We start from the raw sequence: 17,880 nt of genomic DNA, 5'->3' as shown, positions 1-17,880 counted from the left end.
CGTCAGCCCCGGGCGGTGCGCGGGCGCGGGATCCGGGCGGTGTCCTCGGCCAGCTCCCGGGCGACCAGCGCGACCTGGCCCATGGCTTCCAGCGCGCCCGGCGCGGCCGAACCGTCCAGGTGCCGGTACTCGGCCGCGACGGTGAGCACCAGCCGCTCGGGCAGGCCGAGTTCGGGGTGGCGCTGCTCGGCGATCACCCGCCGGGCGGCGTCCAGCGCGGGTATCCCGGCGGCGTGCAGGGTGTGGGCGCGCTCGCGGACGTAGGCGAGGTAGCCGATGTGCTCCTGGACGCCCTCGCGGTCGAGCACCGGGCCGTGGCCGGGGACGAAGATCTCCGCGCCGGTGGCCAGGGCCTGCTCGCAGGCGCCGATGATGTTCTCCAGCGGGCCGGCCCAGTGCGAGGGGTGGTCGCCGGGCTGCTCGGGAGTCGAGGAGAAGATCACGTCGCCGGTGAACACCGCGCGCTGGTGCGGGAGGTGGACGATCAGGTCCCCGCCGGTGTGCGCGGCGGGCAGGCTGGTGATCCGCACGGGGTAGCGCCCGACCTTCAGCTCCAGCTCGCCGGTGAAGACGGTGTCCGGGTGCACCGGCTCGGTGGCGGACCAGTCGAAGGCCCCGAAGTGCTCCTTGAGGTAGCCGCCGAGCAGGGAGTCCGGGTCGCTGTCGGCGACCAGGGCGTGCTGCTGCTTGGGGGTGGGCTCCCAGTGGATGTGCTCCAGGGCCTCGCGGGTGGCGATCACCTCGGCGTCCGGCAGCACCCCGGCACCCCACAGGTGGTCACCGTTGGCGTGGGTGACGACCACCCGGTCGACCTCGACCCCGGCCGGCAGCAGCCGGCGGCTGGCGGCGAGGAACTCCCCGGCCATCGACGGGTCGTAGGGGGTGTCGATCCAGAGCGCGGTGGTCTCCGAGGCCAGCAGTCCGCAGTTGGCCAGGCCCCAGCCCCGCTTCGGGGGGAGCCATACGTACAGGTCCTCGGCAATCGCGCTCACGTTCGCACGGTTGATCGTCATGTGCGCGATTATGCCCATGATGTGCCGACGGCGGGGCAAAACCTGGACGGACGGCCGGAGTTCATGGCCGGTCTCGACCGGGCTGTCCTGATTCGCGCCACGTGGTCGAGACCAGTCGTCTCACTGCTCGGGACGACTGGTGGACACCCCAGCGGCCCGGCCCCACCGTCCCGGTGCCCCCGGCGCCCCGGCACCCCCGGCGCGCCCGGTCACTTCAGGCGCTTGACGCCCTTGCGCTCCCCGGCGCAGCGCTCGTACCCCAGCCAGGCGTTGATCGCCAGCATCGGCGCGTTGGTCTCGTCGTTGGAGGTGTACGCGCGCCGGTAGCCCGCCGCGGCCGCCAGGCGCAGCGACTCCCGCTTGGCCAGCTTGACCAGGCCGCGCCCGCGGAACTCCCGCCGGGAGGCGGAGAACGCGGACCAGTAGCGGTCCACCCCGTCGGTCTGCGCCAGCGTGAACGCGGCCGGCTCGCCGTCCACCACGGCGACGATGCTCATCCCGAGGTCGAAGTCCGGCCGGGCCCAGTTCCCGCGCAGCCACTCCTCGTAGTCCAGGGCGTCCATCGGCACCTCCCCGGGCTCGTCGCGGATGGCGTCCGCATCGACCAGGAACAGCGGGTACGGGTCGGCGGCCCAGTCGGCGGCCGGACGCAGTTCGACGCCGGCCGGCCGTACGGGCGCCTGCGGCAGCGGCAGCGTCAGGTCCCGGCCGCCGAACTGCGCCGCGCGGCGGAGCTCGTAGCCCCGGGCCGTGCCGAAGGCCAGCGAGGCCGGCTCGTCGTCCAGCCAGGTGTGCAGCTCCGTCACCCCGTGCGCGGTCAGGTGCCGTTCGGCCTCGGCCAGCAGCGCGGTGGCCGCACCGCGGCGGCGGAACTCCGGCAGCACGCTGCCGTTGGCGTAGCCGACGCCCGCGGTCGAGGTGCCGCGCGCCAGCCCGCAGCGCACCGCACCGACCACCCGGCCGTCGCACTCCGCGACGAAGGTGCGGAAGTGCTCGTCGGGGTTGGGCTGGTCGTTCAGCCAGAGCAGGGCCTCGGCGCTCATCACCAGGTGCTCCCGGCCGGCCCGGTGGGCGGCGGCCACCGCCTCGGCGTCGGCGGCGCGGAAATCACGGATCGTCAAAGGATTCACAGAAGTCATGGATTCCCACGTTAGCCGGACGGGCTCGTCCGCGCCTCCGACTTTTCCCCCGACAGGGCGCCCACCTGCGGGAATGACCGCAGAACGGACCGAAGTCCCGCACGGCCGGGGCACCAAGCTCAAATAATGCTCTGAGAAGACCGGGTGAGGCTTGGCAGCCTCCTCGCCCGGGGACATCCTCAGCACCACGGCCGCGCGGTCCTGGCGACGACGCCCGCACCGCCCGACGGCCCTCCCACTCAGCCCTCCGAAGGGGGCGAACCGATGACTTCCCCTGCCCTGGACCAGCCCGTACGGGCCACCGGCGACCCCGCCTCCGCCACCCGCCTGGGTGTCGGCCTCGGCTGGCGCAGCGAGATCGACACCGTGGTCGAGCGCCAACCCGGTCTGGACTGGGTCGAAGTGGTCGCCGAGAACCTCTGCGCCGGCCACCTGCCCGACTCGCTGACGGTGCTGCGCGAACGCGGCGTCACCGTCGTCCCGCACGGCGTCGGCCTCGGCCTCGGCGGCGCCGACCGGCCCGATCCCGGCCGCCTCGGCAAGCTCGCGGACACCGCGCTGGCGCTCGGCTCCCCGCTGGTCACCGAGCACCTGGCCTTCGTCCGGGCCGGCGGCCTGGAGGCCGGGCACCTGCTGCCCGTCCCCCGCACCCGGGACTCGCTGAAGGTGATCGCCGAGAACGTCCGGATCGCCCGGGACCAGCTCCCGGTGCCGCTCGCCCTGGAGAACATCGCCACCCAACTCGCTTGGCCGGACGACGAGTTCACCGAAGGCGAGTTCCTCGCCGAGCTGGTCGCGCGCACCGGCGTCCGGCTGCTGATCGACGTCGCCAACCTGCACACCAACCGGGTCAACCTCGGCGTCGACCCGGCCGCCGAACTCGACCGCCTGCCGCTGGAGGCGCTCGCCTACGTCCACGTGGCCGGCGGCACCCTGGTCGACGGCGTCTGGCACGACACCCACGCCCACCCCGTCACCGAACCGGTGCTGGAGGTGCTGGCCGAGCTCTGCGCGCGGGTCGCACCGCCCGGAGTCCTGCTGGAGCGGGACGCCGACTTCCCGCCGCCCACCGAGCTGGCCGGTGAACTGGACGCCATCCGCCGGGTGCTGGAGGGGAGCACCCGGTGATGAGCGGCCCGACCACGGCGCCCGGCGCCGGCCCGGTCCGCCCCGCGGCGGCCGAGGACGGCACCGAGGCCGCCCGGGAGCGCCTGGCCCGGCGCCAGGAGGAACTGCTGGCCGCCCTGGTGGCGGGCGGGCCCGTCCCGCCCGGTTTCGACCCGGCCCAGGTCCGCGCCCAGTCCACCGGCCTCGCCGCCAAACGGCGCGACACCACCGCCAAGGTGGCTCCGGAACTGCCCCGCCTGCTCGGCGCGCAGTACCGGTCGCTCTTCCTCGGCTACGCCCGCACCCACCCGCAGACCGGCGGCTACCGGGCCGACGCCCGGGCCTTCGCGCAGTGGGTGCTCACCGACGGCGGCCCGCTCGCCGCCGACCACCGCCGGGCCCTGGAGCAGTGGCTCCACCCGGTACCCGTACGGCCGCCCGGCCCGCTGGCGCGACTGCGCCGGGCCCTGCGCGGCCAGTGATCCGACGTCATCCCCGGGGGAACCGCCCATGTGGCACAACACCTACTTCGTCATCCCGACCGTCCTGCTGGTGGCCGCCGTCCTGTACGCCTCCCAGGCCCGGCAGCGCATCGGCCACGTGCCCCACCCCAGGGGCCTGCCCGGCCGCGGTCTGCCGCTGCTCGACACCGCCTTCCTGGCCGGCGGTCCTGGCCGGGTCTTCGACACCGCGCTGGTCCGGATGCACATGAGCGAGCAGGTGGTGATCAGCCGCTCCGGCCTGGTCACGCTCACCGGCTCCAAGCCGTACGACGCGGTCGACCAGGCGATCCAGGAGGCCGTCGGCCCCACCGGGAGCCGTGAACTCGCCCCGCTGCGCCGGACGGTGATGCGCTCGGCCGCCGTCCAGCGGATCGGCGACCGGCTCGCCGACCGCGGTCTGCTGCGCCGCCCCGAGCGGCTGCGGCGGGCCCGCACCGCCCGCCGGCTGCTCTGGCTCGCCATGCTCGTCGTCGTCGCCTTCGCCGTCGCCTCCGAGCTGATCGACGACGGCGCCTTCGGCCACGAGCGCCCCGCCCTCTGGTTCCCCGCCGTCCTGCTCGGCGTGGGCGCCGTCTCGCTGCTCGTCACGATGCCGGTCAAGGGCCGGATCACCCCGGCCGGGAAGCGCCAGCTGAGCCTGATGAACGGCTCCCCGTGGACGCCCTCCACGGGGGTGTCGCCCACCCTGACCGGCGGCGCGCTGCTCGGCGCGCTCGCGCTCGGCGGACTGGCCGCCGCAGGGCTGGACAACCCGGAGCTGGAGGCCGCGATGACGGCCGCGGCGGTGCCGGAGGAAGAGGTGGAGGAGGCGGTCCGGCAGGCCTCCGCGAGCGGCTCCTACTCCTCGTCGTCGTCCTCGTCCTCCTCGTCGTCCTCCTCGTGCTCGACCGGCACCTGGTGCGGCTCCTCCTCCGACTCCGGCTCCTCCGGCTGCGGCGGGAGCAGCGGCTGTGGGTCGAGCTCCGGCTGCGGCTCCTCCTCGTCCTCCGGCTGCGGCTCCTCGTCGTCCTCCAGCTGCGGCTCCTCGTCGTCGTCCAGCTGCGGGTCGAGTTCCAGCTGCGGCTCCTCGTCCTCCAGCTGCGGGTCGAGCTCCAGCTGCGGCTCCAGCTGCGGCTCCTGACGTCACAGTTCGGTATCGCGGACCGGGAAGACGTTCCCCGCGCCATCGGGCCAGGCATACAACAAGGCCATGTGGTTGCTCTTCCTGATACCGGCCTGTGTCGCGGCGGTGCTCTCCTGCCTCCGGCTGGTCCGGATGACCGCCACCGCCGACGCCCTCGCCGAACAGGACGGGCCGCGCCCACCGGAAGCCGTCGGCATCGGACTGTACGAGACCGCCTACCTGGCCGGCGGTCCGGACCGGGTGGTCGAACTGGCCCTGGTCCTGATGGCCGGCCGGGGCCGTCTGCACCTGGCGCACACCGGTTGGACCACCGTGGTCGACCCCAAGGGGCGCAGCCGCCTGGAACGGGCGGTCATCGCCACCGTCGGCCCCGAGGGCCAGTGCCGCACCGACGAACTGCGCCGGGCGATGGCCGAGCACCCCACCGTGCTGGAGATCGGCGCCCGGCTCTCGCTGGCCGGCCTGGCCACCCCGGCCCTGGTGCAGCGCAGCACCGTGGTGGTGGTCCGACAGGTGCGGCACGCGCTGCTGCTGACCGTGCTGCTGCTGGCCGCCGCGCTCGCCATCAGCGGCTTCACCGGAGGTGACACCCTCGCCCCGCTCGCCTGGTTCTCGTTGCCGCTGATCCTCACCTCGGGCACCCTGCTGATGGCCCGGGTCGACGTCTACCCGTACACCCGCTGGGCCTCCCCGAGCGGCCAGGAGGTGCTGCGCGAGGTCCGCCCGACCCGTCAGCGCGGCCTCGTCGACGACGAGGAGCGCGAACTGCTCACCGCCGTCGCCATGAACGGCCCGGCCGCCCTCCCCGACGCCCGGCTGCGCGCCGCCCTGCGCCCGCACCGCACCTGACCCGGCGCAGCCGTACGCCCGCAGCCGCCCGCGCGAACGCCCGGAGGCCGGCTCCCCCGCGTCGGGGAACCGGCCTCCGGAGGAGAACCGCGGTCGCTCAGACCAGGCCGTTGATCAGCTCGCTGACCGGCTTGCGGCGGCCGGTGAAGAACGGCACCTCCTCGCGGACGTGCAGCCGGGCCCGGGACGGGCGCAGGTCACGCATCAGGTCGACGATCCGGTGCAGCTCGTCCGCCTCGAAGGCGAGCAGCCACTCGTAGTCGCCGAGCGCGAACGAGGCCACCGTGTTGGCCCGCACGTCGGGGTAGCCGCGCGCCATCATGCCGTGCTCGGCGAGCATCGCCCGCCGCTCCTCGTCCGGCAGCAGGTACCACTCGTACGAGCGCACGAACGGGTACACGCAGACGTAGTCGCGCGGGCGCTCGTCGGCGAGGAAGGCCGGGATGTGCGACTTGTTGAACTCGGCCGGGCGGTGCAGCGCCATGTTCGACCAGACCGGCTCCAGCTGGCGGCCCAGACCGGTGCGGCGGAAGCGGTTGTACGCCTCCTGCAGGTCGTCCGAGTCCTCGGCGTGCCACCACACCATGATGTCGGCGTCCGCCCGCAGACCGGAGACGTCGTACGTGCCGCGCACGGTCACGTCCTTCGCGGCCAGCTGCTCGAACAGCTCGTCCACCTCGGCGGCCAGCGCGGTGCGGTCCTCGGGCAGGGCGCCCTTGAGCTTGAACACCGACCACATGGTGTAGCGGATGACCTGGTTCAGGTCGCGCGCCTTCTTCTTCTCGGGCCGCTGCTCCGGCTCCCGCTCAACGCTCTCAGTCATGCGCCCATTGTCCTCTCCGTGGAACCTTCCCCGGTCGCCGGGGTCAACAGTCTGTCGACGGCCGCGGCCGCGGTGGCGGCCGAGCCGATGCACGCCGGGATCCCCACCCCGTCGTACGCGGCGCCGCACAGCGCGAGCGCGCCCACCCGCTCGGCCGCCGCCCGGACCCTGGCCACCCGGTCCGGGTGGCCCACCGGGTACTGCGGCAGGCCCGCCGCGAAGCGCGAGACGAAGGTGTCGTACGGCCGGGCGGTCAGCCCGACCGCCTCCCGCAGGTCCGCCAGCGAGCGGGCCACCAGCTCCTCGTCCGGCAGGCCCAGCGCCTCCTCCTCGCGGTGCCGGCCCAGCGAGGTGCGCAGCAGGAACGCGTCCGGCGCGGAACGCGCCAGCCAGCCCCACTTGTTGGAGGAGAAGGTCGACGCCTTGATCCGCCGACCGTCCACCGGCGGCACCAGGAACCCGCTGCCGCTCGGGAGTTCGGCCAGGTCGGAGCGCCGGAAGGCCAGCGTCACCAGCGCCATGCCCGCGTACTCGACGGCGTCCAGCTCCCCGGCGGCCGCCGGGGCGTCCTCGCGCAGCAGCCGGGCGGCGGCCGGGGCCGGGGTGGCCAGCACCACCGCGTCCGCGTGCAGCACCTCGCCGCCGGTCACCACCCGCCAGCCGTCGGGGGTTCGCCGCAGCTCGTCCACCGGGGCGTCCGTGCGCAGGTCCACCCCCGCCTTGACGCAGGCCGCGGCGACCGCCTCCGGCAGGGTGCCCAGGCCGCCGCGCAGGCCGTTGAAGACCGGCGTGCCGGCCACCGTCGGCCGGGACGTCAGCTCGCGCACCCCCTCGACCAGCGACCCGCCGCCACGCGCGATCCCCAGCAGCTGCGGCACGGCGGCGCGCAGCGAGATCTCGTCCGCCCGCCCGGCGTAGACGCCGCCCAGCAGCGGCTCGACCAGCCGGTCCACCACCTCCCGGCCCAGCCGGTCGGCGACGTAACGCCCGATCGCGACGTCCTCGCCCACCTCGGTGGGCTCCTCGTGCCGGGCGCGCTCCAGCCCTTCGGCAGTGAGCACCCCGGAGGCCGCCAGCGCCTCCAGATCGCCCGGCACCCCCATCACCTGCCCGCCCGGCAGCGGCCGCAGCGCCCCGCGCGTCCAGATCGCCGCCTTCGCGGTGGTCGGCGGCTCCAGCTCCTCCCCCAGGCCGACCGCCCGCGCCAGCTCCACCGCCTCCGGCCGCCGCGCCAGCACCGACTCGGCCCCGAGGTCCACCCGGACCCCGCCGACCTCCCCGCCCCACAGCTTCCCGCCGACCCGCCCGGACGCCTCCAGCACCGTCACCCGCGCCCGAGCCGGCCCCCCGGCCGCCCCACTCAGGAAAGCGGCCGCAGCCAGCCCCGCGATCCCACCACCGACGACGACGACCCGTGCATCCGACATGCTCCGCAGTCTCGCAGGTCTTTACACCGAACCCTCAATCCCCCGCACGCCCGCTACCGCCACTGAGGGTGTGCGGTGAGCACTGTGGCCCCTCCGGATGTCCGGAGGGGCCACAGGAGATCCCGGGTCAGCGGGCGCTGGTCTCGTGGACGTAGGCGACGAGGCGGGTGAGGGCGTCCGGGTCCATGGAGGGGAGGACGCCGTGGCCGAGGTTGAAGATGTGGCCGCTGGTGCCGAGTGCCTTGGCGGCGTCCAGCACCTCGCGGGCCTTGGCCTCGACGACCTCGGTGGGCGCGAACAGCACCGCCGGGTCGAGGTTGCCCTGCAGGCCCTTGCCCGGACCGACCCGCTCGGCGGCGACGTCCAGCGGCACCCGCCAGTCGACGCCGACGATGTCCGCGCCGGCCTCGCCCATCAGGCCGAGCAGTTCGCCGGTGCCGACGCCGAAGTGGATCCGCGGCACGCCGTACCCGGCGACCGCGTCGAAGACCTTGGTGCTGGCCGGCATCACCGAGCGGCGGTAGTCCTCGGGGGCGAGCGAGCCGACCCAGGAGTCGAACAGCTGGACCGCCGAGGCGCCGGCCTCGATCTGCACCTTCAGGAAGGCCGAGGTGATGTCCGCGAGCCGGTCCACCAGGGCGGCCCAGAGCTCGGGCTGCCCGTACATCATGGCCTTGGTGTTCTCGTGGTTCTTGGACGGGCCGCCCTCGACCAGGTAGCTGGCCAGCGTGTAGGGGGCGCCGGCGAAGCCGATCAGCGGGGTCCCGCCGAGCTCGTCCACCAGCAGGCCGATGGCCTCGGTGATGTAGGGGACGTCGTCCGGCTCGAGCGGGCGCAGCCGCTGGAGGTCCTCGACGGTGCGGATCGGGTCGGCGATGACCGGGCCGATGCCGGGCTTGATGTCGACGTCGATGCCGACCGCCTTGAGCGGCACCACGATGTCGCTGAAGAAGATCGCCGCGTCCACCTTGTGCCGGCGCACCGGCTGCAGGGTGATCTCCTTGACCAGCTCGGGCCGCATGCAGGACTCCAGCATGGGGATGCCCTCGCGGACCTTCAGGTACTCGGGCAGCGAGCGGCCGGCCTGGCGCATGAACCAGACGGGCGTGTGCGGCACCGGCTCGTGCCGGCAGGCGCGCAGGAACGCGGAGTCGTACGCGGCGCCGCGGCGCGCGGGGGTGGTCCGGCCGTCGTTCGTGGCCGCCGTCGTGTCTGCCGTAGTCTCGCTCACGCGTCAAATCTTCGCACGCGTCCCGGGGGCCTCCTTCCGGGCGGTCTCGTCGGTTCCTCCAAGATCTGCCCGGGTTTGCCGTTCCGGCACGCCGCTGGGAGAGAAGTTGCGGCGATAACCCGGGTTCTCGACCTAGTCTTCGGGGCATGGCAGCGGTCGGAGGGCACCCCGCGCAGGGTGGCGGAGCAGGTGGCGGAACGGGTCGCGAGGGGGCGCCGAGCGAGTTCCGGGCTGCCGTGGCGGCCCTGGACGGGGCCCGGCTGCGGCCCGAGGTGCAGCTCTCCCCCGCGCCGGCGCCGCGCCGGCTCGCCCCGCACTCCTTCGCGGTGACCGCCGTGGTCGAGGTGGACGGCGAGGAGCTGGCGGACGGCCGACTGGTCCTGCTGTACGACCCGGCCGGGCAGGAGGCCTGGAACGGGGAGTTCCGGGTGGTCACGATGACCCGGGCCGAGCTGGAGCCGGAGATGGCCGGCGACCCGATGCTCTGCGAGGTCGGCTGGGCCTGGCTGATGGACGCGCTGCAGGCGCACGGCGCCGGGTACGCGGAGCCGTCCGGCACGGTGACCAGGTGCGCGTCCCAGTACTTCGGCGGCCTGGCGGACCGCCCGTCGTCGACCGAGATCGAGATCCGGGCCTCCTGGACGCCGGCCGACGGCCGTTTCGAGCGGCACCTGGCGGCGTGGGCGGACCTGCTCTGCATCAGCGCCGGCCTGCCGCCGGCGGCGCCGGCCCCGCAGGGGCCCGCCGAGGTGCCGTCACTCGGTGGAGTGGTCCCGATGCCCGCCCGGCGACGCCCGCGGTCGCACTGACGGGTGGCGTCCGGGCCCGACGGCACCGGACGGCCGGACGCCACCCCCAGGACTGACGGAGTGTGACTTCCGACCCGCTCTGCGTCAATTAACCGGTCAGAACCGACCGAACTGCATCGAATCTGATCGATTTTGTGCGAATACCAGGCATGTCGCATCAATCATTTGCGCGATTTGTCCGTATTGTTACTCACTAGATCGTGATCTTTCGCTAAAGCCGGGCACGGTAGCTGCCGAAGCAGACTGTGACCCTTTCCGAACGCGGAACACTCCGACCGCCCCCATCGGGGTTCCGTCCGCCACTCCCCGCAGGAGGCCTGGTGTCGGTCCTTCTTGAGCACCCCGCAAACGTGGTCGCCTACCGCCCGACCAAGCCCACCGCCATGGTGGTCATCGCCGATCCCCGCGTCCGAAACACCGTCACCCGTCACCTGTGGGCGCTCGGCGTCCGGGACGTGATCGAGGTGTCCTCGATCGCCGAGGCCCGCCCCCGGGTCTCCACCCCCCGCGACATCTGCGTCGCCGACGTGCACCTGCCGGACGGCTCCGGCCTGACCATCCTCGCCGAGACCCGCGCCGCGGGCTGGCCCAACGGCCTGGCGCTGTCCGCCGCCGACGACATCGGCGCGGTCCGCAGCGCGCTGGCCGGCGGCGTCAAGGGCTACGTGGTCACCGGCACCCGGACGAACGTCGCGATGCCGGGCCGCCCGGGCCTGCCGCTCGGCGCCGCGGGACTGGCCGGCCGGATGCGCCGCCCCGGGATGCCCGGCATGCCGGGCGCCGCAGCCGGTGCCCCGGGCGCCCCCGGAGCCCCCGGCGCGCCGGGCCCGCAGCAGGCCGCCTACCGCGAGCTGTCCGGCCGCGAGGTCGAGGTACTGCGGCTGGTCGCCGAAGGGCAGTCGAACAAGGCGATCGGCGTGGCCATGGGTCTGTCGGCGCTCACCGTGAAGAGCCACCTGGCCCGGATCGCCCGCAAGCTGGGCACCGGCGACCGCGCCGGGATGGTCGCCGTCGCGCTGCGCACCGGAATCATCCACTGAGCCGACCGCTCCGGACCGCCGCGGCGGCCGAGGAGGAACGTTTCCTCGTCGGCCGCCGCGCCGCGTCCGGAGCCCGGACGTGAACGGGCCGGCCCCCCCGCCCCGAGGCACCACCCCACGAGCGGGCGAGCACCTGTCTGACCAGTCCGACAACACTCCCGGTCGCGAGGACCGTCGTACCCTTGGTGGGTGACCGACGCCGTAGCAGCCATCCCAGAAGAAGCAGCCCCGGTCCCGCTCCTCGAGCCGAAGGAGGGGATCCCGCCCGTCGTGGCGGACGAGGAGGGGCTGGCCGCGACGATCGCCGCCTTCGCCGCGGGCACCGGACCGGTCGCCGTCGACGCCGAGCGCGCCTCCGGCTACCGCTACGGGCAGCGCGCCTACCTCATCCAGCTGCGTCGCGCGGGTTCCGGCTCCGCCCTGATCGACCCGATCGCCTGCCCCGATCTCAGCGGGCTCAACGACGTCCTCGCGGACGCCGAATGGGTGGTGCACGCGGCCACCCAGGACCTGCCGTGCCTGGCCGAGGTGGGCATGAGACCGCGGCGCCTCTTCGACACCGAGCTGGCCGGGCGGATCGCCGGCTTCGCCCGGGTCGGCCTCGGACCGATGACCGAGAACGTGCTCGGCCTGAGCCTGGCCAAGGAGCACTCGGCGGTCGACTGGTCCACCCGCCCGCTGCCCGAACCCTGGCTGCGCTACGCGGCTCTGGACGTCGAGGTGCTGGTCGAGCTGCGCGACGCACTCGAACAGGAGCTGGACGCCCAGGGCAAGCTCGGCTGGGCCATGGAGGAGTTCGCCGCGATCGCCGCCGCACCCCGCCCGGCCCCGCGCACCGACCCGTGGCGGCGCACCTCGCAGCTGCACAAGGTCCGCCGGCGCCGTCAGCTGGCCGTGGTGCGCGAGCTGTGGCTGGCGCGCGACCGGATGGCGCAGGAGCGGGACGTGTCCCCCGGCCGGGTGCTCTCCGACGCCGCGATCGTGAACGCCGCGCTGGCCATGCCGCTGAACATCGCCGCGCTGCAGGCCGTCCAGGGCTTCGGTCCGCGGGTGCACCGGCGCCAGCTGGAGCAGTGGCTGGCGGCGGTGCAGCGCGGTCGGGAGATCCCCGAGGCCCAGCTGCCGCCGGCCGCCGCGCCGCACGACGGACCGCCGCCGCCGCGGGCCTGGGCCGAGAAGGACCCGGTGGCCGCCGCCCGGCTCTCCGGCGCGCGCACCGCGGTCAGCGAGCTGGCCGAGCGCCACAACCTGCCCGCCGAGAACCTGATCACCCCGGACCTGGTCCGGCGGGTCTCCTGGGAGCCGCCGGCCGACCGGAGCCCCGAGGGCGTGGCCGCCGCGCTGCGCCGGCTCGGTGCCCGGCAGTGGCAGGTGGACCTGGTGGCGCCGTCGGTGGCCGCCGCGTTCGCCGCGGCCGCCGCCGCCACGGCCCAGGCCTGACCCGCAGGACCCCGGAAGGGGGTGTCGTCCGCACGGACGGCACCCCCTTCGTCGTCCCCGGGAGGAGCTCTCCTGGTCGGACGTGTCGCGGGACACACCGTCGTAACCTTCCGAGGGGCCTGGGCAGGTTGGTTACCGACCGGTAGCATGACCGTGATGCGGCGCCGCTCGGGTCTTCGCCGGCGGCAGCCTGTCCACCTCAAATGTTGGTCCCTGGGAGGAGAGCCCCCGTGCCTCGTACCGCGAGGGACGTCGTCTTCGTCGATGGCGTCCGCACCCCGTTCGGCAAGGCCGGCCCGAAGGGCATCTACCACGAGACGCGCGCCGACGACCTCGTCGTCAAGTGCATCCGGGAGCTCGTGCGCCGTAACCCGAACCTGCCCGTCGAGCGCATCGACGAGGTCGCCATCGCGGCCACCACGCAGATCGGCGACCAGGGTCTGACCATCGGGCGCACCGCCGCCCTGCTGTCCGGCCTGCCGAAGTCCGTGCCCGGCTACGCGATCGACCGCATGTGCGCCGGTGCGCTGACCGCCGTGACCACCACCGCCGGCGGCATCGCCTTCGGCGCGTACGACGTGGTCGTGGCCGGTGGCGTCGAGCACATGGGCCGCCACCCGATGGGCGAGGGCGTCGACCCGAACCCGCGCTTCGTCTCCGAGAAGCTGGTCGACGAGTCCGCCCTGTTCATGGGCATGACCGCGGAGAACCTGCACGACCGCTTCCCGCACATCACCAAGGAGCGCTGCGACGCCTACGCCGTGCGCTCGCAGGAGAAGGCCGCCAAGGCGTACGCCAACGGCGACATCCAGCCCGACCTGGTGCCGATCTCGATCCGCAACACCAACCCCGAGGTCGGCGAGACCGGCTGGGGCCTGGCCACCGTGGACGAGCCGATGCGCCCGGGCACCACGATGGAGTCGCTGGCGGGCCTGAAGACCCCGTTCCGCCCGCACGGCAACATCACCGCGGGCAACTCGGCCGGTCTGAACGACGGTGCCACCGCCTCGCTGCTGGCCGCCGAGGACGTCGCCGAGGAGCTCGGTCTCCCGGTCAAGATGCGCCTGGTCTCCTACGCCTTCGCCGGCGTCGAGCCCGAGGTCATGGGCATCGGCCCCGTCCCGGCGACCGAGAAGGCGCTGGCCAAGGCCGGCCTGACCATCGACGACATCGACGCGTTCGAGGTCAACGAGGCCTTCGCCGTCCAGGTGCTGGCCTTCCTGGACCACTACGGCATCGCGGACGACGACGAGCGGGTCAACCCGTTCGGCGGCGCGATCGCGTTCGGCCACCCGCTGGCCTCCTCCGGCGTCCGCCTGATGAACCAGCTGGCCCGCCGCTTCGAGCAGCGCCCGGACGTCCGCTACGGCCTCACCACGATGTGCATCGGCTTCGGCATGGGCGGCACCATCATCTGGGAGAACCCGCACTTCGAGGGTGGTAAGTGAGCATGAGCAACACCACTGAGCTGCTCCAGCACGGCGCCGAGCTGTTCCCGGGCGAGGTCGTCACGACCGCCCACGTGCGCCACCTGGACCTGCCGCTGCAGGCCGGCAAGCTGGCCCTGATCACCCTGGACAACGGCTTCGACCACACCAAGCCGACCACCTTCGGCCCGGGCTCGCTGCTCAAGCTGTCCGCCGCGCTGGACCAGGTCGAGGCCGAGGCCGCCGAGGGCAAGATCGTCGGTGCCGCGATCACCGGCAAGCCGTTCATCTTCGCGGTCGGCGCCGACCTCAAGGGCGTCGAGCTCCTCAAGGAGCACGCGGACGCGCTGGCCATCGGCAAGGGCGGCCACGAGGTCTTCAAGCGGATCGCCGCGCTGCCCGTCCCGACCTTCGCCTTCTACAACGGTGCGGCGATGGGCGGCGGCGTCGAGGTCGGCCTGCACTGCGACTACCGCACGGTGTCGGCGGGCGTCCCGGCCTTCTCGCTGCCCGAGGTCTTCCTGGGCCTCGTCCCCGGCTGGGGCGGCTGCACCATCCTGCCGAACCTGATCGGTGCCGGTAAGGCCGTCAAGGTCATCATCGAGAACTCGATGAACCAGAACAAGCAGCTCAAGGGCAAGGACGTGTTCGAGCTGGGGATCGCCGACGCGATCTTCGAGCCCGCCGACTTCCTGGAGCAGTCGCTGCTGTGGGCCGCCAAGGTCCTCAAGGGCGACCACGTCGTCGAGCGCGAGGCGATCGACCGCGGCAAGGCCTGGGACGACGCCGTCGCCTGGGGCCGCCTGGTCGCGGACGGCAAGGTGCACGGCGCCGCGCCGGCCGCCTACAAGGCGCTGGACATCATCGCCGCCGTCAAGGACGCCGACCTCGCCGACAAGGCCAGCCTGCAGGCCGGCTTCGACGCCGAGGACGCGGCCCTGGCCGACCTCATCATGAGCGGCGAGCTGCGCAGCGGCATCTACGCCTTCAACCTGGTGCAGCGCCGGGCCAAGCGCCCGGTCGGCGCTCCGGACAAGTCGCTGGCCCGCCCGGTCTCCAAGGTCGGCGTCGTCGGCGCCGGTCTGATGGCCTCGCAGCTGGCGCTGCTGTTCGCCCGCCGTCTGGAGGTGCCGGTGGTCCTCACCGACATCGACCAGGAGCGCGTCGACAAGGGCGTCGGCTACGTCCACGCCGAGATCGACAAGCTGCTCTCCAAGGGCCGCATCGGCAAGGACAAGGCCAACCGCCTCAAGGGCCTGGTCTCCGGCTCGCTGGACAAGGCCGCCGCCTTCGGCGACGCGGACTTCGTCATCGAGGCCGTGTTCGAGGAGATGGGCGTCAAGCAGACCGTCTTCGCGGACCTGGAGAACGTGGTCTCGCCGACCTGCGTGCTGGCCACCAACACCTCCTCGCTGTCGGTCACCGAGATGGCCTCGAAGCTGAAGCACCCCGAGCGGGTCGTCGGCTTCCACTTCTTCAACCCGGTCGCGATCCTGCCGCTGCTGGAGATCGTCCGCGGCGACAAGACCGACGACGCGTCGCTGGCCACCGCCTTCGCCGTGTCGAAGAAGCTGAAGAAGACCTCGGTGCTGTGCAAGGACGCCCCGGCGTTCGTGGTGAACCGGATCCTGACCCGCTTCATGGGCGAGATCCAGAACATCATCGACGAGGGCACCCCGATCGCCGACGTCGAGAAGGCCGTCGAGCCGCTCGGCCTGCCGATGTCCCCGATCGTGCTGCTGGAGCTGGTCGGCCCGGCCATCGCGCTGCACGTCTCGGAGACCCTGCAGGGCGCCTTCCCGGAGCGGTTCACCGTCTCCGAGAACCTCGCCAAGGTGGTCAAGGCCGGCAAGCGCGGCTTCTACACCTGGACGGACGGCCAGCAGGTCCTCGACCCGGAGGTGCTGGAGCTGCTGACCTTCGGCGACTCGGTGCTCACCGAGGAGCAGGTCCGCGCCCGCGCCCTGGAGGCCGTGGCCCAGGAGATCGGCCTGATGCTGGAGGAGGGTGTCGTCGCCGAGGCGCAGGACATCGACCTCTGCATGATCACCGGTGCCGGCTGGCCCTTCCACCTCGGCGGGATCACCCCGTACCTGGACCGTGAGGGCATCTCGCAGCGCGTGAACGGCAAGCCGTTCCTCGCCCCCGGCGTGGCCTCGGTGCCCGCCTAAGGCGTAGCCCCGTACGGAGGAACCCCGGTGACCTGGTGGTCACCGGGGTTCCTCCGTGTGTACGGGCGCTCGGGGAATCGGGCGCTCGGGGAATCGGGCGCCCGGGCGCTCGGGCGCTCGGGCGCTCGGGCGCTCGGGCGCTCGGGCGTGCCGGGCCGGGTGGACGGCTCAGTGCTTGAGGCGGTAGACGACGGTGTCGGCGAAGACGCCGACCATCTCGTAGTGGGTGTCCAGCAGGTTCTCGATCCGGGGCACCATCACGGGCTGGTACGGGGCGATGCCGGAGTCGTCGACGACGACCTCGGGCAGGCCGTTGGCCAGCTCCTTGTCGAAGGTCTGCCAGGCGTTGGAGACGCTGAACTGCTCGCCGACGTTGGCGCTGCCGTCCTTGCCACCGCTGTAGTTGGTGAGGAAGCCGGCGGTCAGGTAGCGGGTGGCGGGCTTGCGGTCGGCCAGCCAGTACAGCTCGGGGTGCATGCCCCAGACCAGCACGGTGTCCTTGGGCGTGGTCTGGGCGGCGACGGCGGTGGCGACCTCGGTGGTGCGGTTCAGCCGCTCCCCCGGCCAGGCCAGCGCGAGGCCCCAGAACACCGTGGCGGCGACCGTGGTGTACACCAGGACGGGCTTCCAGCGGATCGCCGAGGTGGCGACCGCCCCGGTGCCCAGCAGCACCAGCGGCGGGATCAGCTGCAGGTAGTAGTGGCCGAAGAAGTGGAAGCCCACGCTGACCGCGACGACCGAGGAGAGCAGCCAGACCCAGAGGTCGGCGGTCGAGCCGTGCTCCTCGCCGGCCACCGGCAGCGGGCGGTGGCGGTACTTGAGCCAGAGCCGGCGCCCGACCGGGAGCAGGAAGCCCAGGCCGGCCGCCGCCAGGATGGCCGAGTTGCCGAGCGCGCGGCCGATCATCTGCAGCCAGGCGCCGCCGAAGGAGGCGTAGTCGCCGCTGCCGGTGACCACCCAGAACAGGAAGCCCTTGGGCTTGGTGAGGATCACCGCGACCAGCGCTATCGGCAGGATGAACCCGAAGCCGATCTTGAACAGCGCGGGCGGCCAGCGCACCCCGCGGCGGCGGGCGTCCTGGAACAGCATCCAGAGCACCGGCAGCAGGACCGCGCCGCCGGTCTGCTTGGTCAGCGAGCAGAGCGCGACCGCGATGCCGGCGGCCAGCCAGCGGCGCCGCTCGGCGTACCGGAAGGCGGCCACCATCGCGGGCAGCATGAAGACCTCGAAGGTCGCCGCCTGGGTGTCCTCCGGGGAGAGCCCGATGGAGACCAGCAGGTAGAGCAGCCCGGCGCCGGCGCCCGCCCGGTTGCCCCAGCGGCCGCGGGCGATCGAGGCCAGCAGGATCGCGGTGACCAGGTGGGCCACCACGGCCAGGGTGCGCAGCGGCCAGAGCGAGGCGGAGCCGAAGACCGCGAAGCAGGCCTGGTAGAGCCAGGGCAGCAGCGGGGGCTTGCGGTCCACCACGGTGTCGTACAGCACCCCGCCGTCCGCCAGCATCCGGGCCTGGGTGGCCAGGAAGCCCTCGTCCGGACTCCAGACGGGCCGGGCGAAGGACGGGATGTGGGTGATCAGCGCGACCAGTGCGAGAACCGGCACCAGCCTGGTCCAGTACCCGTTGCGGAGGTGGGTACGGACGCGCTCGGGCAGGCGCTCGGCCGGTCCGGCGGGGCGGAGGCGGGTGGGGGTCGGCACGGTTGACAACCTACCGGGCGGGATCGGCGCTGGTGGCGCCGGTCCCGCCATTCAGTGGGATTGTCGGCTTGTTTCGTGACGAA

The 17,880-nt window shown here is 73.3% G+C and carries 13 protein-coding genes and 1 pseudogene; 8 read left to right on the top strand and 6 right to left on the bottom strand.

Going from position 1 to position 17,880, the window contains the following annotated elements; genetic code table 11:
* Nucleotides 1–2: 2 nt before the first annotated feature.
* Both ACIRD3_RS20640 and ACIRD3_RS20635 read right to left on the bottom strand, forming a co-directional pair.
* Entirely contained in the window at nt 3–1,013 is a 1,011-nt protein-coding gene (locus tag ACIRD3_RS20640) for an MBL fold metallo-hydrolase (protein WP_402218506.1), read from the bottom strand.
* Between the two features lie 209 nt (nt 1,014–1,222).
* Nucleotides 1,223–2,134 (bottom strand): GNAT family N-acetyltransferase, encoded by a 912-nt coding sequence (locus ACIRD3_RS20635; RefSeq protein ID WP_402218503.1) that lies wholly within the window; start codon nt 2,132–2,134, stop codon nt 1,223–1,225.
* Between the two features lie 282 nt (nt 2,135–2,416).
* On the opposite strand from ACIRD3_RS20635, the pseudogene ACIRD3_RS20630 reads away from it, so the two are divergent.
* The 3 genes and pseudogenes from ACIRD3_RS20630 to ACIRD3_RS20620 all read left to right on the top strand — a co-directional run bounded on the left by ACIRD3_RS20630 (nt 2,417) and on the right by ACIRD3_RS20620 (nt 5,734).
* Nucleotides 2,417–3,741, top strand: a pseudogene (locus ACIRD3_RS20630) (DUF692 domain-containing protein).
* A gap of 28 nt (nt 3,742–3,769) precedes the next feature.
* Entirely contained in the window at nt 3,770–4,882 is a 1,113-nt protein-coding gene (locus ACIRD3_RS20625) for a TIGR04222 domain-containing membrane protein (protein WP_402218501.1), read from the top strand.
* 69 nt (nt 4,883–4,951) lie between these two features.
* Nucleotides 4,952–5,734, top strand: coding sequence for a TIGR04222 domain-containing membrane protein (locus tag ACIRD3_RS20620; protein ID WP_402218498.1), 783 nt, complete (start codon nt 4,952–4,954; stop codon nt 5,732–5,734).
* A gap of 97 nt (nt 5,735–5,831) precedes the next feature.
* Here ACIRD3_RS20620 and hemQ read toward each other — a convergent pair whose 3' ends face one another.
* The 3 genes from hemQ to hemE form a co-directional block, all read right to left on the bottom strand.
* Nucleotides 5,832–6,557 carry a hydrogen peroxide-dependent heme synthase gene (gene hemQ / locus ACIRD3_RS20615; RefSeq protein ID WP_402218495.1) on the bottom strand — a complete coding sequence of 242 codons (726 nt, stop codon included), beginning with the start codon at nt 6,555–6,557 and terminating at the stop codon, nt 5,832–5,834.
* Complete coding sequence (gene hemG, locus ACIRD3_RS20610) at nt 6,554–7,984, bottom strand: protoporphyrinogen oxidase (protein WP_402218493.1); 1,431 nt, start codon at nt 7,982–7,984, stop codon at nt 6,554–6,556. Before hemG ends, hemQ begins: the two co-directional genes overlap by 4 nt.
* 127 nt (nt 7,985–8,111) lie before the next feature.
* On the bottom strand, nt 8,112–9,125 hold the full coding sequence (hemE, locus tag ACIRD3_RS20605; protein WP_402218839.1) for a uroporphyrinogen decarboxylase: 1,014 nt from the start codon (nt 9,123–9,125) through the stop codon (nt 8,112–8,114).
* A 236-nt stretch (nt 9,126–9,361) separates the two neighbouring features.
* On the opposite strand from hemE, the gene ACIRD3_RS20600 reads away from it, so the two are divergent.
* The 5 genes from ACIRD3_RS20600 to ACIRD3_RS20580 all read left to right on the top strand — a co-directional run bounded on the left by ACIRD3_RS20600 (nt 9,362) and on the right by ACIRD3_RS20580 (nt 16,102).
* Nucleotides 9,362–10,024 (top strand): DUF3000 domain-containing protein, encoded by a 663-nt coding sequence (locus ACIRD3_RS20600; RefSeq protein ID WP_402218491.1) that lies wholly within the window; start codon nt 9,362–9,364, stop codon nt 10,022–10,024.
* Between the two features lie 320 nt (nt 10,025–10,344).
* Nucleotides 10,345–11,064, top strand: a complete 720-nt coding sequence (locus ACIRD3_RS20595; RefSeq protein WP_402218489.1) for a LuxR C-terminal-related transcriptional regulator — start codon at nt 10,345–10,347, stop codon at nt 11,062–11,064.
* A gap of 189 nt (nt 11,065–11,253) precedes the next feature.
* Nucleotides 11,254–12,504 carry an HRDC domain-containing protein gene (locus ACIRD3_RS20590; protein WP_402218486.1) on the top strand — a complete coding sequence of 417 codons (1,251 nt, stop codon included), beginning with the start codon at nt 11,254–11,256 and terminating at the stop codon, nt 12,502–12,504.
* 230 nt (nt 12,505–12,734) lie between these two features.
* Nucleotides 12,735–13,952, top strand: coding sequence for a thiolase family protein (locus ACIRD3_RS20585; RefSeq protein ID WP_402218484.1), 1,218 nt, complete (start codon nt 12,735–12,737; stop codon nt 13,950–13,952).
* Nucleotides 13,953–13,954: 2 nt separating this feature from the next.
* Entirely contained in the window at nt 13,955–16,102 is a 2,148-nt protein-coding gene (locus ACIRD3_RS20580; protein ID WP_402218481.1) for a 3-hydroxyacyl-CoA dehydrogenase NAD-binding domain-containing protein, read from the top strand.
* A gap of 168 nt (nt 16,103–16,270) precedes the next feature.
* Here the strand turns inward: ACIRD3_RS20580 and ACIRD3_RS20575 are convergent, their stop codons facing one another.
* A complete protein-coding gene (locus tag ACIRD3_RS20575; protein ID WP_402218479.1) occupies nt 16,271–17,797 on the bottom strand; it encodes an ArnT family glycosyltransferase in 1,527 nt (508 codons plus the stop codon).
* Between the last annotated feature and the right edge of the window lie 83 nt (nt 17,798–17,880).

The sequence above is a fragment of the Kitasatospora sp. NPDC093550 genome (genome assembly GCF_044764985.1).
Taxonomy (GTDB): domain Bacteria; phylum Actinomycetota; class Actinomycetes; order Streptomycetales; family Streptomycetaceae; genus Kitasatospora.
Note: the sequence above shows the minus strand (reverse complement) of the source record. Positions and strands in the feature narration are given on the sequence as shown.